The sequence below is a fragment of the Nocardia sp. NRRL WC-3656 genome (assembly GCF_000720265.1).
GTDB classification, from domain to species: domain Bacteria; phylum Actinomycetota; class Actinomycetes; order Mycobacteriales; family Mycobacteriaceae; genus Nocardia; species Nocardia nova.
Window position 1 is genome coordinate 39,566 of record NZ_JOJF01000004.1, and the last position, 17,149, is coordinate 56,714.

General features: G+C 66.6%; 16 protein-coding genes. 6 read left to right on the forward strand and 10 right to left on the reverse strand.

Translation table 11 applies throughout. From position 1 onward, the window contains the following. Positions 1–130: 130 nt before the first annotated feature. The gene (locus IG65_RS0107295) at positions 131–1,495 is read right to left on the reverse strand and encodes a hypothetical protein (RefSeq protein ID WP_051755511.1); all 1,365 of its coding nucleotides are present in this window, start codon (positions 1,493–1,495) and stop codon (positions 131–133) included. 95 nt (positions 1,496–1,590) lie between these two features. Here IG65_RS0107295 and IG65_RS0107300 point away from each other — a divergent pair, with 95 nt between their 5' ends. Together IG65_RS0107300 and IG65_RS0107305 are read left to right on the forward strand one after the other, a co-directional pair. Continuing rightward, positions 1,591–2,391, forward strand: a complete 801-nt coding sequence (locus IG65_RS0107300; protein ID WP_030514066.1) for a pirin-like bicupin family protein — start codon at positions 1,591–1,593, stop codon at positions 2,389–2,391. Between the two features lie 51 nt (positions 2,392–2,442). Further along, positions 2,443–3,114: a DUF4870 domain-containing protein gene (locus IG65_RS0107305; RefSeq protein ID WP_081879325.1), complete on the forward strand. Its 672-nt coding sequence runs from the start codon at positions 2,443–2,445 to the stop codon at positions 3,112–3,114. A gap of 9 nt (positions 3,115–3,123) precedes the next feature. On the opposite strand, the gene IG65_RS0107310 is transcribed toward IG65_RS0107305, so the two are convergent. After that, complete coding sequence (locus IG65_RS0107310; RefSeq protein WP_036507404.1) at positions 3,124–3,639, reverse strand: hypothetical protein; 516 nt, start codon at positions 3,637–3,639, stop codon at positions 3,124–3,126. 117 nt (positions 3,640–3,756) lie between these two features. Between IG65_RS0107310 and IG65_RS0107315 the strand changes: the two genes are divergently transcribed. Genes IG65_RS0107315 through IG65_RS0107325 form a run of 3 tightly spaced genes read left to right on the forward strand, consistent with a single transcriptional unit; the run spans position 3,757 to position 7,036 of the window. Next, on the forward strand, positions 3,757–4,605 hold the full coding sequence (locus tag IG65_RS0107315) for a helix-turn-helix transcriptional regulator (RefSeq protein WP_030514069.1): 849 nt from the start codon (positions 3,757–3,759) through the stop codon (positions 4,603–4,605). A gap of 10 nt (positions 4,606–4,615) precedes the next feature. Continuing rightward, the gene (locus tag IG65_RS0107320; RefSeq protein WP_030514070.1) at positions 4,616–5,005 is read left to right on the forward strand and encodes a DUF397 domain-containing protein; all 390 of its coding nucleotides are present in this window, start codon (positions 4,616–4,618) and stop codon (positions 5,003–5,005) included. Continuing rightward, positions 5,006–7,036 carry a M13 family metallopeptidase gene (locus IG65_RS0107325; RefSeq protein ID WP_081879326.1) on the forward strand — a complete coding sequence of 677 codons (2,031 nt, stop codon included), beginning with the start codon at positions 5,006–5,008 and terminating at the stop codon, positions 7,034–7,036. On the opposite strand, the gene IG65_RS0107330 is transcribed toward IG65_RS0107325, so the two are convergent. From IG65_RS0107330 to IG65_RS0107365, 8 genes are all read right to left on the reverse strand, one after another. After that, positions 7,037–8,356 (reverse strand): ABC transporter substrate-binding protein, encoded by a 1,320-nt coding sequence (locus IG65_RS0107330; protein WP_231509080.1) that lies wholly within the window; start codon positions 8,354–8,356, stop codon positions 7,037–7,039. Between the two features lie 19 nt (positions 8,357–8,375). Beyond that, a complete protein-coding gene (locus tag IG65_RS0107335; RefSeq protein ID WP_030514073.1) occupies positions 8,376–9,218 on the reverse strand; it encodes a carbohydrate ABC transporter permease in 843 nt (280 codons plus the stop codon). After that, complete coding sequence (locus tag IG65_RS0107340; RefSeq protein ID WP_030514074.1) at positions 9,215–10,141, reverse strand: carbohydrate ABC transporter permease; 927 nt, start codon at positions 10,139–10,141, stop codon at positions 9,215–9,217. Before IG65_RS0107340 ends, IG65_RS0107335 begins: the two co-directional genes overlap by 4 nt. Positions 10,142–10,382: 241 nt before the next feature. Then, the gene (locus IG65_RS0107345; RefSeq protein ID WP_081879348.1) at positions 10,383–11,210 is read right to left on the reverse strand and encodes a L,D-transpeptidase; all 828 of its coding nucleotides are present in this window, start codon (positions 11,208–11,210) and stop codon (positions 10,383–10,385) included. A 424-nt stretch (positions 11,211–11,634) separates the two neighbouring features. Further along, positions 11,635–13,038 carry a cytochrome P450 gene (locus IG65_RS0107350; RefSeq protein WP_081879349.1) on the reverse strand — a complete coding sequence of 468 codons (1,404 nt, stop codon included), beginning with the start codon at positions 13,036–13,038 and terminating at the stop codon, positions 11,635–11,637. A 62-nt stretch (positions 13,039–13,100) separates the two neighbouring features. Beyond that, positions 13,101–14,267 carry a serine hydrolase domain-containing protein gene (locus tag IG65_RS0107355; protein ID WP_051755571.1) on the reverse strand — a complete coding sequence of 389 codons (1,167 nt, stop codon included), beginning with the start codon at positions 14,265–14,267 and terminating at the stop codon, positions 13,101–13,103. A gap of 163 nt (positions 14,268–14,430) precedes the next feature. After that, positions 14,431–14,943: a DUF6764 family protein gene (locus tag IG65_RS0107360; RefSeq protein WP_231509098.1), complete on the reverse strand. Its 513-nt coding sequence runs from the start codon at positions 14,941–14,943 to the stop codon at positions 14,431–14,433. 172 nt (positions 14,944–15,115) lie between these two features. Further along, positions 15,116–15,787 carry a hypothetical protein gene (locus IG65_RS0107365; RefSeq protein WP_030514079.1) on the reverse strand — a complete coding sequence of 224 codons (672 nt, stop codon included), beginning with the start codon at positions 15,785–15,787 and terminating at the stop codon, positions 15,116–15,118. A 542-nt stretch (positions 15,788–16,329) separates the two neighbouring features. On the opposite strand from IG65_RS0107365, the gene IG65_RS0107370 reads away from it, so the two are divergent. Beyond that, positions 16,330–17,148 (forward strand): ABC transporter permease, encoded by an 819-nt coding sequence (locus IG65_RS0107370; protein ID WP_030514080.1) that lies wholly within the window; start codon positions 16,330–16,332, stop codon positions 17,146–17,148. Position 17,149: the final 1 nt, after the last annotated feature.

The following is a 17,149-nucleotide window of genomic DNA, read 5'->3' on the forward strand; positions in this document are numbered from 1 at the left end:
GGCAGCCGCTCTCCCCGTCGCGTTGTTCCCGAACACCGCACTCCTCGACTACCACTCGCACCGCTGGTGACATGCACTGTCAGTCACCGCATCAGCTGGGACCGAGCACAGCGGCTAACAATCTAACCGATCACTCGGGATGCGTCTGCGAACGTCCGGAACCGCGTGGCGCAGGCCGGCGACTGTTGACCGCGATCGCCGCGATACCCAGCGCATACAGTCCGGCGCCGGCCGCCACCACGCCGAGAGAACGGCCGTCGGCGGGAATGATCAGGGCCGTCACCGCGACGGCGACCACGAACGTGATGTTGAAAATCGTGTCCTGCAGGGCGAATACCTGTCCGCGCCGGGCGTCGTCGACATCGATCTGCAGGGTGGCGTCGCCGGTCAGTTTCACCATCTGCCCGGCCAGGCCGAGCAGGAACGCGCCCACCAGCAACAGTTGATGGGCGCGGTGTTCGGCCGCACCGGTGGCGACGGTGATCGGCGGGACCAGTGTCGCCTGCACCAGCAGCGCCGCCGACAGACCGGCGACCACCGTGCGCGGGCGCCCGAGCCGCGGAATCAGCAGCGGCGTCAGTACCGCGGCGGCCAGCATGCCCGCGGCGACAGCGGTGATCGCGACCCCGAAGCCGACCAGTCCCGAACCGGTCGACATTCCGGATTCGTTGGGACGACGCAAAACCAGCACCATGAGCAGGGTGTTCGCACCGAAGACGATGCGGTGGGTGCCGACGCCGATCATCGCGGTGGTGCAATCCCGTGATTCGGCGACCGCCCGGGCACCGGTGCGCAGACCGGTCAGCACGGCCCGCACGGATTCGGCGGCCGCACTGCGTCCGGGTGTTTCTATGCGATGTTCGGGTCCGAGTCGGTGTCGCGCGAAACCGATCGCCGCCACGGCCGAGATCACCGACCCGCAGGCACTGGCCGCCACCGCCACCGCGCTCGCGACATCGCCCGCTCCCATCGCGCCGATGATCGCCACCGCGACCGCGGCTCCCGCTCCGGCGCATCCCGATGCCACCGTCGCCAGGACCGAATTCATCGGCACCAGCCAGCGCTGTTCCAACACCCGGGGCAGCGACGCCGAGATCCCGGCCAGGACGAAGCGGCTGATCCCGACCACCGCCAGCGCCAGCAGCAACAGCGGCGTATCCCGGATTCCGGCCCACAGTCCGACGGCGGTCACCACGATCAACACCGTGCGCAGCGCATTGGCGACCAGCAGCACCATCCGGCGGTCCCAGCGGTCCAGCATCGCTCCGGCATACGGCCCGATCACCGAATACGGCAGCAGCAGCACCGCGAACCCGCCCGCGATCGCCAACGGATCCGTGGCACGTTCGGGATTGAACAGAATCGCTCCCGACAGTGCGGCCTGAAACATTCCGTCGCCGAACTGTCCGGAGAACCGGATCAGCGCCAGCCGCGGCATTCCGGGCCGGCGGACGGCGGCGGCCACGGCGGCCCGCCGCGCAGCGTCGGGTCGCATTTCGGTTCACCTCCGGATCAATGTGCGGGGCCGGTGCACAGCCACGGTAGAATCTACCCGGCGGCCTCGACAGCAGCTCGAGAGGAGGACCCCCGTTGTCCACACTCACGACACCACACATCGATGTTCATCGCGCCGGCGATCGCATGAAAACCCGTGTGGCATGGCTGGATTCGAAGCATTCGTTCTCGTTCGGCGAGCATTACGATCCGGAGAACACCCATCACGGGCTGCTGCTGGTGAACAACGAGGACATCGTGTTGCCGGGCGAGGGATTCGAAACTCATCCGCATCGCGATATGGAAATTGTCACCTGGGTTCTGAACGGTTCTCTCGTGCATCAGGATTCGCTGGGACATGCCGGTGTCATCTATCCCGGATTGGCGCAGCGAATGAGTGCGGGAACCGGAATTCTGCATTCGGAAAAAAATGATTCGTGGCGACTGCCGCCCGAACAGGGCGGCACGTCGCCGCATTCCGAACCGGTTCATTTCGTGCAGATGTGGGTAGTACCGGACGAGCCGGGAATTACTCCGGGATATCAGCAACTGGAAATCGACGACGAACTGGACCGCGGCGGCCTGATCACGGTCGCCACGGGGATGCCGCGCTACCGCGATCGAACCGCGATCGCGATCAGCAGCAGCCATTCCGCCCTGCACGTCGGGCGCATGCCCGGCGCGGCGGGAACCGGTGCGGGGCAGGCGATCACTCTGCCCGAGGCGCCCTACCTGCATGTCTTCGTCGCCCGCGGCGAGGTGGAGATGGAGGGGGTCGGAACCCTCTACGAGGGCGACGCGGTGCGGATGACGCGCAGTGGCGGGCAGCGCATCGTCGCCGAAGTTCCGGCGGAAGTCCTGGTGTGGGAAATGCACGCACGTCTCGGCGGCCAATAGAGTCGGCAGACGCGGCCGTCGAGGGCCCGTGCGTCCGAGGAGAGGACAGCGATGACCGAGAATCCACCGCCCGGGAACTATCCCCCGCCGGAACCGTATCCGCAGTCGGGCGGCGAACAACCCGGACGCTCGGGCGAGTACCCCGGTCGTTCCGGCGAGTATCCCGGCCACTCCGGCGAATATCCCCAGCAACCGGGGCAGTACGCACAACAACCCGGCCAGTACGGCCAGCAGCCGGGACAGTACGGCCAGCAGCCGGGACAGTATCCGGGCGGATATCCCCCGCCGCCGGCCGGCGGCTACCCCGGCCCGCCGGGACAGGGCACGTGGGAGCAGCCCAAGGGCAAGGGGCTGGCCATCACGGCGCTGGTCCTCGGCATCATCGCCCTGCTGACCTGCTGGACAGTGGTGGGCGGAATCCTCTTCGGCCTGGTCGCCCTGATCTTCGGCATCATCGCGACGGTCAAGGCTCGGCGCGGCACCGCGGCCGGCGGCGGTATGGCGATGGCCGGCCTGGTCCTGGGCCTGCTCGGGCTCATCGCCGGAATCGTGATCGCCGCGATCGGGGTCAACTTCTTCGTCAACAACGGCGGTAAGGATTTCCTCGACTGCGTGAACAAGGCCAACGGCGATCAGTCGAAGATCGATCAGTGCCAACGTGATTGGAATCAGACGCTGGAGAACAAGTACAGCGTGACGCTGAGCCCGCGGCCGACCTCATGATCGGCCTGGTCAGTACGGGTCCGGCCGGCACTGGCGGGTTGCGGTGAGCACCTCGGCCAGTTCCGGCCGGTAGTCGCTGTGCGGCGAATCGATCCACACCCGGTATCCGGTGCGTTCGTCGGCGGGTGAGGGCAGCACGATGGTGGTGCCGGGGGCTACCAGTGCGGCGCAGCGATGGAACATATCGGAAGCGATCGCGGCGTCGGTGGCCGATTCGTCGACGTGTCCGGTGAGAAACGTCCAGCGTGCCGATCGCGGATGTCCGATGATCGGCCCGCGATGTCCACGCACGGTGAGGTATTCGCGAATGGGGGCTCCGAGGGCGGCCGGCACGGTGATCGCGCCGACCGGGCCTATTTCCAACAGGATGCGACCTCGTACCGGTTCGACGATCCCGTAGAGCCCGTTCTCTTTGCGGTAGCGACGACAGCGGACCAGCGCTTCCTGGGTGACAGCGCGCGGCGCGGTGGTGATGGTGGTGATATTCGGTTCGATCGCGCCGGCCATCGGGTCGCGCGTGCTCATGGCGAACCTCGTCTCGTCGTCGAGTGCAGTGCCACCGATACGCAGACCGTATCGCCGTACAGTTGAAATGACAATAGTCACGGGCGTGTCGCGGCGGCCGGCGTAGCATCTGCCCGCATGGCCCCTCCCTCGCCAGTGGTCGCTCGGTGGGAATTGGTCCTTCGCCTGCGCGAACTTCGCGAACAACGTGGCTTCGACTCGGCCGGCTTCGCCCGCGCGGTCGGCTTCACCCCGGCCAATTGGTCGCATGTCGAGAAGGGCCGCCGGGTGCTGACCGCCAACACCATCGGCCCGGTGCTGGATCTGCTCGCGGTCGGCGAACAGGAACGCGCGGAACTGCTCGCCTTGCTGTCCGCCGGGCGAGAGCGCGGCTGGTGGACGCGATCGGGTCTGATCGGGCCGGAACTACAGCGCTACTACGGGATGGAACACGGCGCGGACCGTATTCGCAGCTACGACAGCCTCGTGATTCCGGGCCTGCTGCAAACCGAGGCGTATGCGCGGGCGCTGATCGCCGCGGATGTGATGATCCCCCCGGCGCAGATCGAACAGCTGGTCGCGATGCGGATGCGGCGCCGCAAGCGGTTGCACGGACACGACCCGGTCGCGCTCACCGCGGTGGTCGGCGAGGCGACGCTGTTGCAGCAGGTCGGCGGGCAGGCCGTGCTGTGCGCGCAGCTGGAGTATCTGGCCGGGCTGTTGCGCACCAGGCCGAACGTGGACATCCGGGTCATCCCGTTCGCGGCTCCCGACGGCGCGATCCTCGGCGGGGCGAGTTTTCACCTGCTGGACTTCGCCTCCGAGTACCTGCCGACCTTCGGCTGGGCCGAGAGCGCCGTCTTCGGCGGACCGGTCGACAATCCCGACCAGGTGCACGATCTGGCGTTCGCATTCGTGCGAGCGCTCGATCAATCCCTCACTCGCACAGAGTCATTGGCGCTGATCGAGAAATACGCAGCCGTGTAAACTCCTGCCCATGCCCACCCCCGCGAGGTACCGGCCGGAGATCACATCCTGGTTCACCTCGACGCGCACCAACAACGGCAATCAGTGTGTCGAGGTGCGTTTCGACGGTGACGCGGTGCTGATCCGCGACAGCAAATATCGCCGCGACCCCGCGAACAGCCTCGAACGCGAGCCGGTGATCACCGTCGGCGCGCCCGCCTGGATGGCATTCCTCCGCACGGTCGTGCACGGTGGCAGCGAGGGTGACCTGCACGTTCGCCCGGCCGCGGACGGCGCCGCGGTACTGGTCCACGGCACCACCGAGCTGTCCTTCACCCCCGGCGAGTGGCAGGCGTTCCTGGCCGGTGCGCGTGACGGCGAATTCGACCGCATCCCGGTGGCGACCGCCGCGCACGGCTGAATGCGGCGGCGGCGCGCCGCCGCCGTCGGCATACTGGAGGTCGTGACTTTCGACGTGACGACTCCCTCGGGCATCGATCTGACCTATCGCGACGACGCTGTGCGGGTGCAGGACAACCTGTTCGCGCACGTCAACGGCAAATGGCTGGACACGTACGACATTCCCGCCGATCGCGCGGTCGACGGAGCGTTCCGTACCCTCTACGACCAGGCCGAACTGGACGTCAAGAAGATCATCCAGGATCTGGCGGCCGGAACCGCGGCCTCGGTGCCGGACGAGGAAGAGGCGCGCAAGATCGCCGATCTCTACAACAGCTTCATGGACGAGGAGTCGGTGGAGGCCGCCGCGCTCACCCCGATCGCCGCGGAATTGGCGGCGGTGCGCGAGGTGAGCGATCGCGCCGAATTCGCCGCGCTGCTGGGCCGGCTGCAACGCACCGGTGTGGGCGGGGCGGTCGGCGCCTACGTCGATACCGACGACAAGAATTCGCAGCGCTATCTGATCAACCTGACCCAGTCCGGGCTCGGGCTGCCGGACGAATCGTATTACCGCAACGACGATTACGCCGAGATCCGCACCAAATATGTCGAGCACATCCGGCGCATGTTCCAGCTGGCCGCGATCGAGTACGACCCGCAGCGCGTCTTCGAACTGGAACGCAAACTGGCCGCCGGACATTGGGACGTGGTGCGCCGCCGCGACGCCGAATTGAGTTACAACCTCACCACTTTCGCCGACCTCGCCGCCGCGAATCCCGAATTCGACTGGGCCGCGTGGACCGAGGCGCTGGCCGAGGGCGTCTCGGCCTCGGGACCCGAGTTGTTCGCCGAAGTGATTGTGCGCCAGCCTGATTACGCGCGCACCTTCGCGCAGGTCTGGGCCGCGGAGCCGCTCGAGGACTGGCAGGCGTGGGCGAGCTGGCGGGTGCTGCGGGCGCGAGCGCCGTACCTGACCGCCGCCGTGGTCGAGGAGAGCTTCGACTTCTACGGTCGCACCCTCACCGGCGCCCAGGAGAATCGCGAGCGCTGGAAGCGCGGCGTATCGCTGGTGCAGGATCTGCTCGGCGAAGCGGTGGCGAAAATCTATGTCGCCGAACATTTCCCGCCCGAGGCCAAACAGCGCATGCAGGAGCTGGTGGCGAATCTGATCGAGGCCTACCGCCGCAACATCAGCGAACTGGAGTGGATGAGCCCGCAGACCCGCGAGGCCGCATTGGCCAAGCTGGAGCGCTTCACCCCCAAGATCGGCTACCCCGACACCTGGCGCGACTATTCCGCGGTCCGTGTCGATCCCGCCGATCCGGTGGATAACTACCGCAGCGGTTACGCCGCCGACCACGACCGCGATCTGAACAAGCTCGGCGGTCCGGTCGATCGTGGCGAATGGTTCATGACGCCGCAGACGGTGAACGCCTACTACAACCCGGGCATGAACGAGATCGTGTTCCCCGCGGCGATTCTGCAACCGCCGTTCTTCGACATGAACGCCGACGACGCCGCCAACTACGGCGGCATCGGTGCCGTGATCGGGCACGAGATCGGCCACGGCTTCGACGATCAGGGCAGTAAATACGACGGCGACGGCAATATGGTCGATTGGTGGACCGAAACCGATCGCTCCGAATTCGGTAAGCGCACGAAGGCGTTGATCGATCAGTACAACCAGTTCGAACCGAAGGCACTGCCCGGTCACACCGTCAACGGCGAATTCACCATCGGTGAGAACATCGGCGACCTCGGCGGGCTCTCGATCGCGTTGGAGGCCTACAAGATCGCCCTCGACGGCGCCGAGCCGCCGGTGATCGACGGTCTGACGGGCCTGCAGCGAGTGTTCTTCGGCTGGGCGCAGGTGTGGCGGACCAAGGCGCGCGACGAGGAGGCGATTCGCCGGCTGGCCGTCGACCCGCATTCTCCGCCGGAGTTCCGGTGCAACGGTGTGGTCCGCAATCTGGACGGTTTCCACGAGGCGTTCGGTGTCGAACCGGGTGACGCGTTGTATCTGGAACCCACCGAGCGCGTGCGGATCTGGTAGCTAGCGCGGCAGCTTCGGTTCGATCTGCCGGTCGTAGATGGTCTGCAGGCGATCGGTGATATCGGCGAAGGCCGACTTCACATCCCGGTTCTGCAGTCCGATCTGTTCCAGCCCGGTGCCGATGATCTGATCGGCGCCGGGCAGGAACACCCGGGCGTAGTCCTGTGAGCGGGTCAGCGGCAGCTGATCGACGGCGGTCGCGAAATTGCGGTTGGCGGCGAGGAATTGCTGTTCCGACGGATCACGGACCGCCGACTTGCGCACCGGGATGTAGCCGGTGGCCTGCGAAAAGTAGGCGGTGTTCACCGGATTCGTGATGAACTCGACGAAGCGCACGGCATTGGCCTTGCGCCGGTCGGAGATGCGCGACGGAATCGCCAGCCCCGCACCGCCGGTGGTGCATCCCGGCCCGTTCGGATGCGGCAGGAACGCGGTGGCGAAGTCGAGCTTGCCCGCCGCATTGGCGACGATGCCCTTGATATCGCCGGTGGAGGTGATGGCCGACCCCACCACTCCGGTGCCGAAATCCACGGCCAGCTGGGGGCGGATGGCGGCGTAGCGTTTGCGATTGATCATGTCGCGCAGGAAGTTTCCGGCCTCGGCCGTGCGCGGATCGGAGAACTTCAATGTCCACCGATCCGAGTAGGCGCCACCGAAGGTCCAGTTCGGTCCCTGAAACGTCCAGGCCAGGTAGTTCTTGGCATCACCCCAGCCGTGCGCCCACTTCCCCGCGCCGATGGCGCGTTGCAGTTCGGGGCCCCATTCGTCGAATTCCTGCCAGCTCTGCGGGCCACGGTCGGGCAGTCCGGCGCGGGCCCACAGGTCGCGGTTATAGCAGAAGATCTGCGTCGAACGCGCATACGGCAGCGCCCACAGTTTGTCGTCGAACCGGTAGTCGTCCACGAAGCTGTCGACGTAGTCCGCCAGCGGCACCGCCGCGGCGGCGATGTGTTCGTCGAGCGGTTCGATGGCCTTGTTCAGGGCGTAGTTGAACCACCAGACGTCCGAGAGCACCACGACATCCGGCAGCGCGCCGCCGGTCAGCGCGGCGTTGAACTTCTGCGCGACCTCTTCGTAGTTTCGCCCGGCGTCCACCAGCTTCACCGTCAGCTCGGGGTGCTGTGCGTGGAACCGGTTGATCAACTCGGTTTCCTGATTCTTCGAGGTGCCCGGATGGTTCGACCAGAAGATGATCGTGTTCGGGTCGCCGCCGGCTCCGGTGCTGCCGCCCATCCCCGCACACGCCGAGAGGGCCGAACCGGTGGCCGCCGAGGCGGCGGTGAGAAATCCGCGGCGGGTCAGTGTGCGCGGTCGGGTCACGGCACTCTCCTCGAGCGAATCAGCCTTTGACGGCACCGGTGGTGAGGCCCTTGATCATGTGCCGCTGCAGCAGCACGAACACCACCAAAATCGGCAGCATGGTCAGCAGGGTTCCGGCCATCACCGGCCCCCAGTTGGTGACGCTCGGGTTTTCGGTGTTCTGTAGCAGCGTCAATCCGACGGGCAGGGTCGCGACGCCGGCATCGTCGGCCATCAGGAACGGCCACAGGTATTCGTTCCACTCGTTGACGAGCGTAACCACCGCGAACGCCACCATCGTCGGGCCGGACATCGGCAGCACCACCCGGACCAGCAGCTGCCACCAGTTCGCGCCGTCGATGCGGGCCGCCTCGATCACCGAAACCGGCAGGGAGAGAAAGTGGTTGCGCATCAGGAAGGTGCCGAATGCCACGCCGCACAGCGGCACGATGATGCCCGGCAGCGTGTTGCGCCACCCCACCTGGGCGATCAGGGCGTAGTTGGAGATCACGGTGATCTGGTTGGGCACCATCAGCGCGGCGATGACGGCGAGGAAGATCAGCGTCTTACCCGGAAAGCGCAGGAAGACGAGTCCGTAGGCGCTGAAGACGCCCAGCGCGAATTTGACCGCGGAGACTACCGCGGTGACGATCAGCGAATTGCGCAGGAACGTCCAGAACGGCAATGTGGTCGTGGCCTCGCGATAGTTCTCCGGATGCCAACTGCGCGGCCACCACACCGCCGGCTGGGTGTAGATATCGGGCCGCGCCTTGAACGAGGTGATCAGAATCCAGAACAGCGGCACCCCGACGACGATCAGCACGCACACCATCGCCGCGTAGCCGAAAATCGTCGCCGCCAGGCGTTTCCGAGTGCTCGTCATTCGTCTCGATCCATCACTCGCACCTGGATCAGCGTGATGACCAGCAGCACGACGAACATGATCGTCGCGACCGTGGCACCGTATCCGGCGCGGAAATTGCGGAAGCTCTCCTGGTAGACCTGATAGACCATGGTGGTCGTACCGGTGCCCAGTGGTCCGCCGCGCGTCATCACGTTGATGATGTCGAAGACCTGCAGCGAATTCAGCATGACCGTGATCGACAGGAAGTACGTCGTCGGCCGCAGCTGCGGCAGCAATACCCGGGTGAAGGTGGTCCAGCGTCCGGCGCCGTCGATCGCGGCCGCCTCCAGCAGTTCTCGCCGCACACCCTGCAGTGCGGCGAGATAGATGACGAACGTGTAGCCCAGGTTCTTCCAGATGTAGGTCACCGTCACCATGAACAGCGCCCAGTGCGGATCCTGATAGAAATCCGGCACGTTCGTGATGCCGATGCGATGCAGCAGGTCCTGCACCAGGCCGAAACCGGGATCGAAGATGAACTGGAACGCCACCCCGACCGCCGCGCCGGAGATCACGAACGGCGCGAAGATCACCGAGCGAACCACATTGCGGCCGAACAGTTTCCGATCCAGCAGCAGCGCCAGCGCGAGGCCCAGCACCATACTGCCGCCGACCGCGAAGGCGGTGAAGATCACGGTATTGCCGACGATCTGCCAGGTGTCCGCCCGCGTCCACCACTCGCGGTAGTTGCGGACTCCGATGAAGTGGGCGAACGGTTCGGCGAGATTCCAGTCGGTGAACGACAGCCGGATGTTGTCGACCAGCGGCCGGTAGACGAACAGCCCGAGCAGCACCAGATTCGGCACCACCAGCACCAGGAATAGCCCGTAGTCGCTCCACGGCCGGTGGCGCAGCCCGCGCGTCCGGTTCGAGGGCAATACCCGTTCGGGCCGTCGACGCACGTTCGCAGCCTGCCGCTCTCGTGCGAACACGCGGTGAAATCCCGACACCGGGCGCCTGAACGGTGTGCGCGAACTCCCGTCGGGGAGCGTGGTCTCCGGCACCCGGGTCATGCGCCGAATACTAAGTGGCCGAGCGCGTCCGGCGGCGGGAATCGGCGACAGCGCCGTGCGGCGAGGGGCGGCAACGACAGCGGCCCCGGAGCGCATTCGCTCCGGGGCCGCTACCGAACAGCGTTTCGGCTCAGCTCCAGTCGCCCATACCGTCGCCTGCGCTGAAGTTTCCGGTGGAGTTCGTCACCACCACGGGATCACCCTTCTGCGCGTTCTCGAAGAACCACTGGGCGTCCTCGGTGCTGACGTTCAGGCAGCCGTGGCTGGAGTCGGACACACCCTGCTGGGCGAGCGACCACGGGGCGGCGTGCACGAAGATGCCGCTGTTGGACAGCCGGGTCGCGTACTCGACCTCGAGCTTGTAGCCCTGCGGATCGGTGATCGGAACCCCGTAGGTCGAGGAGTCCATGATCATCTTCCGGTTCTTCTCCCCGACGTAGTAGGTGCCGTTGGGGGTTTCGTGGTCCTTCTTGCCCATCGAGGTCGGCATGGTCTTGATGACCTCGCCGTTGCGGGTGACGGTGATCATGTGGGTCGCATCGTCGGCCGTGGCGACGACCGCGTCGCCCACCTTGTAGGCGACCTTGGTGCCGCCGGCCTCGACGGTGATGTCGGAGTTGGCGGGCCAGAACTCCTCCGGCCGCCACCGCACCTGCTTGTCACCGCGCCAGTAGAAGTGGCCGTGCGTGGCATTGCTGGAGGTGATCCGGATGGCCTTCTCCGCCGCGGCGTGGTCGCCGACCGGATCCTTGAAGTTGATGATGATGGGCTGCGCGACGCCGACCACGTCACCGTCGCCGGGGCTGATGCTCGGCGCGGCGAAATTCGCCTGCGGCAGCGGCGGCGGGTTCTTCACCGGCGCGGCACCGGGTTCGGGCTGCGGCGCCTGCACGACAGCGGGAGCGCCGGGAACGTCGGGTCCGCCGGGCCACAGCGGCGCTGCCGAGGCGGGCGCCATCGCGATGGCACCGGCGGCGGTCACCGCCAGAGAGGTCACCGCGAGGGCTAACAGGCCGGTCCGCTTGGACAGGCTGGTCTCGTCCCGAACGGGCTTCCGACAGGTTGTGGTGCGCACAGCCGTTTCGTCCTCTCCCACCTAGATCGCGCGCCACGGCGCACAGGAATATTCGCGCGCGGGTGCGCGAATGGTCAATCAGGCCCCGGCCCGGCATCCATTACTACATCTCTCGCGGGCATCGGCCAATTGTGTTCCGGCAGTTATGAAGTCCGCATCGCGCGTGTGTGATGCGTCACCACGGGTCGCCGGCGTAGTGGTGACAGGGTGAAAGTCCCGTTCGCATCGGCGAGTCGGATTCGGGGTCCGGGCGGGCGGACGTGAGCCGGATCGATACCCAGCAAACCTCATTGTGAGACAAATCACCTCACGGGTGGCGGATTCCCTCCACAGTGAAGCGGATTCCGCGGTGTGGACCGGTCGCGATGTTGTTCGGCACCGAGCGCGGAATTCGGCCATGACGATAGCGCGGGAGCAGCGACAGCTCGACTCGGGAAACGATGGTGGCGAGCGCGATCCGCAGCTCGTAGTCGGCCAGGGTGGCGCCGAGACAGCGGCGATGGCCGCCGCCGTAGGGCAGGTATTCGAACGGCCCGTACCGGCGGTCCAGGAACCGTTCCGGCCGGAACCGCTCGGGCTCGTCCCACGTACCGGGATCCGAGTGCACGAGCGGAATCGCGACCCCCATCGTGTCCCCTTCGGCCAATTCCACTCCGCACACCGTGTGCGGTCCGGTCAACCGCCGCAGCACGATCGGCACCGGCGGATGCAGTCGCAGCGTCTCCTGACATACGGCATTCAGATACGGCAGACCGGCCAGATCCTCGGGATCTGCGTCGGGCCCAACGCCACTCAGTTCGGCGCGCAGCCGGGCCAGCACGCCGCGGTCGCGGTGTAGCCGGAACAGCGCCCACACCAGACTCGTGGCAGTGGTTTCGTGACCGGCCACCAACAGGGTGCGCAGTTGTTCGCGCAGATCGGCGTCGCTCACCCCGCTGCCGTCCTCGTAGCGGGCGCTCGACAGCACGCCCAGCGCGCCGTCATCGGGCGTACCGGTAGCCCGCCGCGCGCCGATGTCGGCGTCGAGCAACGCGTCCAGCCGGGTGCGCGCCCGGGCGAATCTGTCCCACGGCGACATGCCGAATGCGCTGCGCCGCAAGGCGGGAACGAGCATCAGCGGTCCGGTGAAGGCGGTGAGGAATTCTCCGACCGCCGCGGTGTAGGTGTCACGCCGGAGCGGGTCGTCGGCGCCGAAGATCAGCGTGAGAATCACCCGCAGCGTCAGCGCTCGCGCCGCCACCCGCGCATCGATCACCGTCCCCGGCAGCCACCCCGGACCGGTGCCGGCGCCGACGAGCTCGTCGCGAGTGCTGTCCCGAATTACCGTGCCGTACTGCGCAATTCGGGCGCGATGAAATGCGGGCGCCAGCAAAGTGCGGTCGTTGCGATGGCGCTGATCACGAGCGAGTATCAATGAGGCCGAACCGATAAGCGGTTCAATGGGATTCGGTTGCGGCGGATGCAGAATTCCGATCGGCGACCGGAGTAATTCCTTTGTGCCATCGGGTGTTCCTGTGAACAATACCGCGCCGAATCCCGGGAAGCGGACCAGAAACGGGTCGCCGTCGCGCGCGCGACGCAGCCGGAAGTACCGATCGAAATCGATTCCGGCCGCCAGCGCGTGCGCGGCAACCCACCGCGGCTGCCGGGGCGCGGCCCGTTCGCCGGAAATCTGCGGTGTGCGGTCCCGGCCTGAGGTTGCTGCGCGCATACCCAGCACACGAGACAGCCCGGCCCCGGGTTCGAAGCGGTACGCGGTCCCGCACGCCGCCGTCAGCCGAGTGCCGCGCGAGCCTCCGCGGCCAATCGGGCCAGGCGCCCGTCGCCGATCGTATTCAGCGAATTGCCCAGCCGATTGGTGACGAAGGCGACCGACATGCCCGATTCCGGATCGGCGAACGCACCGGAACCACCCACGCCGTAGTGGCCGAACGCCCGGCGCAGCGGACGCCGGGAAGCGATCGGCGGCCGGTGGTATCCCAGCGTGAACGGTACGGGTACGCCGATGACGTAGTCGCGATGTTCGCTGCGTTGCACATGGTTGACGTACTCGATGGTTTCCGGGCGCAGCAGCGGTTCGCTCCAGGTCTCGTCCGGCAGCAGCACCCGCCCTTCATTCGCGAGGGCGCCGTACATCCGGGCCAGGGCGCGAGCGGAGAACACCCCGTTGAAGCCGGGCATCACCGCGTCGTGGACGCGCGGATCGCCGACCAGCATATCGAAGCCGGCCGGCATCCCGGCCTCGGCGATCGCACCGACCGTGCGGCTGCGGGCGATGACCTTCGAGGCGGTATCCCAGCGCAGTCCGGGGATTCGCAACCGCGGGAAGGTGCGGGCGATGCGGTGCCGCTCGGATTCGGGCACCCGGTACCAGAACTCCTCGGTCTGCAGCGGTTCGGCGATCTCGTGCCGCAACACCTCGGTGAACGGCTTGCCGGTCGCGCGCTGCACGATTTCGGCGACCAGCCAGCCGAAGGTGACCGCGTGATATCCCGACCCCTGCAACCGGCGCGGATCCGGTTCGGCGGCCGCCAGTGCCGCGATCATCGCGTCGTAGTCGAGAATGCCGTCGGCGTCGGCGGCCAGGCCGCGCACCTTGTGCAGTCCCGCGCGATGGGTGAGCACCTCGCGCACGGTGATGTCCTGTTTGCCGTTCGCGGCGAACTCCGGCCAGTATTCGGCCACCGGGGCGTCGTAATCGACCAGTCCGCGTTCGGCGATCCGATGCAGCACCGTGGTGACCACACCCTTGCCGGTGGAGAAGCTCAACGCCACCGTGTCGGACTGCCAGCGCTGATCCGGCGCCGACCATCCGGCCCACACATCGACGACGGGCTGCCCGTGCAGAAAGATCGCGAAGGCGCCCCCGCCCCGGTTGGGTCGCGGGAACAGCCGGAAGAAATGGTGCACGACCGGCACGAATCGCGGGTCGATGACCATCTGCGGTGCGTCGTCGGTCTCGGCGGCCTGTGCCACCCGCGCCGCTTCTACCTCGGCTGCCTGCTCCGATCGTGCCGGATCCACCGTGTGCCGACCTCCTGCCGCCGCATGCCGCGGCGTCGTTACCCCTACCCGCCAGCGTAGGACAGCCCGGGAATCGTGCTCAATGTGCGGCCGGGACCTGCCACATTCCGATCGGCGTCGCGAGACAGAGCGCGCCCGTTCGGGAATCCCATGCCAGCGCCGCCGAGCCGAGACAGACCGTGCTGCGCTCACCCGAGACCACCTGCGCCTGTGAGCCGTTCATCGCGAAGGAGAGTCCGATCCGGCCGGGTACATCCTCCGCGGCGAGGGAGGTGAAGGCGAAGGCGTCGGGACCCATACCGACCGCGACCGGCAGTCCGGCAGCGCCCTCACTGGCCCCGATTCCGCCGCCGGCGCCCACGCCGAGGGCGATCGCACCCGCGGTTGCCTTGGCATAGCCGACGCCATCGATTCCCGCCGACCGAGCGTGCCCGGAATCGTCGCCCATCGCCCGGCACGCCGTGGTACCGGCGACGATCGTCATATCGCGGTTGCGGTCGGCATCGCAGTGCACGGCGGTTGCCGAGGCGGTGCCGGTGGCCCAGTACACCGCGGCCCCGGCCGCGACGGCCCCACCTGTAATCGCGCTCATCACCTTCACGGAGTGCTCCTTTCGGGCCGGCAGCCCTCACCATAACCGCGCCCAGCGGCGGCCTACCCGATCCGCGCCGCGCGGCCGGCCCCGCCCCGGGCACGGAAAACGGGCGGCGACTCCGGTGTGATACCCGAATCGCCGCCCGTTACAAGGGTCGTCGTGCCGCCGATCAGATCGGCGCGAAGCCCGCCCCGGCGCCACCGTGCGCATTCATGTCGTTGACGATCGCCGACATGTTGGTACCGACCTCGGGCCCGAAGCAGGCCACCGCCAGATAGGCGTTCACCATGCCGACCAGAGTGGTGCCGATGACGACGGGAGCGCCGGAGTCGCCCTCGACGACACACATCTCGGCCCACGTCTCGTCGGTCTGGAAGACGTCGCCGAAGGCCAGGCCACAGGTGTTACCGGTGGTCCGGCCTTCCTTGCAGATGATGCTGGGGAACTGGGCCGGTGCCCCGATCCCGGTGATCGTCACATTGCCGATGCGATTGACCGGAGTGACGTGACCCGGATCGAACTGGATGACCGCATAGTCCAGGTCGTGGTTGGAATAGACGAAATGCCCGATCACGCCCGCGCCGCGGTCCTGTTCGGACCACACCTCGGAACCTGCCTCGCCGCAGTGACCGGCGGTCAGGCCGACCAGGCGGCCACCGGCGTCGTGCCCGATGGTCGTGACCGTGCACTCGAACTGGTTGTCGATGATGATGCCGGAGCCGCCGCCGATCACCGGCGATCCGGGACCGGCTTGCGCGACCCCCGCGCCCGTCCCGAGCAGCGCCGCGCCCAGAGCTACGGCGAAGGCGGCATGAGCCGCCCTGACGAGTTTGTTGAACATTTCCCTCCAGACGTCGGAAGTCCGCACGATATCAGCCTTGTCGTACTACATCCTTGCAGTTGTCGGGCCCGAACGCGCCCGGTATGCGCATGCAGTTTGCTGGATCGATGCCGTGGCCCGCGCGACGACACGTACGAGGCCGACGAGATGCGACACCTGCTCACGACGACCGCTGTTTCGCGGGTACTCGCTATAGGCTTTCGTCAGTATTCGGGGCAAATCTTAATAACGAGAATTTTAATCCGATAAAACAGGTATCGGATCTCGAGTTGGACATTCGATCAGTAAACTAGAACGTGTTCTAGGAAATGGTCGTGTTCTTTGTGATCGATACCAGTCGGGTGCGCCCGATCACAGGCCCGGACCCAACGTGATCTGGGTCTATGACCACAGCCACACTTTGTGGTGTGTTTTTCCTAACTCCGTAGTAAGGTGCCTCAAGCGAAACAGTCGTCGGGGCGGGTAACCGGCGTCGAGAGGGGTAGCCAGTGCAAGTCACCAACGGTCCGGACGGGTCGGGGGCAATTAGTTCACCATCGAGAATGAGTGCCGCGGCGGACTGGACGAAGGCGTACTGGCAGGATCATCCCAAGCGGTCTCTCGAGACCTTCGGTCGACAGATCACGATGGGCTTCTCGGCGGTCGCGGAACTGTTCGTCGCCATCTTCCGTCGTCGCTTCCCGTTCGGTGAATTCGTGCGGCAGTGCGCATTCATGGCCAGCGTCGCAGCGGCCCCCACCTTGCTGGTCGCAATTCCGATCGGCGTCATCGTCTCCATTCAGGTGGGCTCGGTCGCGCAGCAGGTCGGCGCCACCTCCTTCATCGGCGCGGCCAACGGGCTGGGCATCATTCAGCAGGGTGCGCCGCTGGTCACCTCGCTGATGATCGCCGGCGCCGTCGGCTCGGCCATCTGCGCCGACCTCGGCTCCCGCACCATCCGCGAGGAGATCGACGCCATGAAGGTCATGGGTGTCGACCCGATGCGCCGGCTGGTGGCCCCCCGGCTCGGCGCCGCCATGCTGGTCTCGGTGCTGCTGTGCGGCTTCGTGATCTTCGTCGGCTTCCTGACCGGCTACATCTTCAACATCTTCGCCCAGAACGGCACCCCCGGCTCCTATATCGGCACATTCGCGTCGTTCGCGGTGACCAGCGATTTGCTGGTGGCGTTGATCAAATCGCTGATCTTCGGCCTGCTGGCCGCGATCATCGCGTGTGATTCGGGCTTGAACACCCGCGGCGGCCCGGGCGGTGTCGCGAACTCGGTCAACACCGCCGTGGTGCTGTCCGCGCTGATGCTGTTCGGCACGAATCTGATCATCACGCAGATCTACAACGCCCTGTTCCCCCCACAGATGGTTTGAG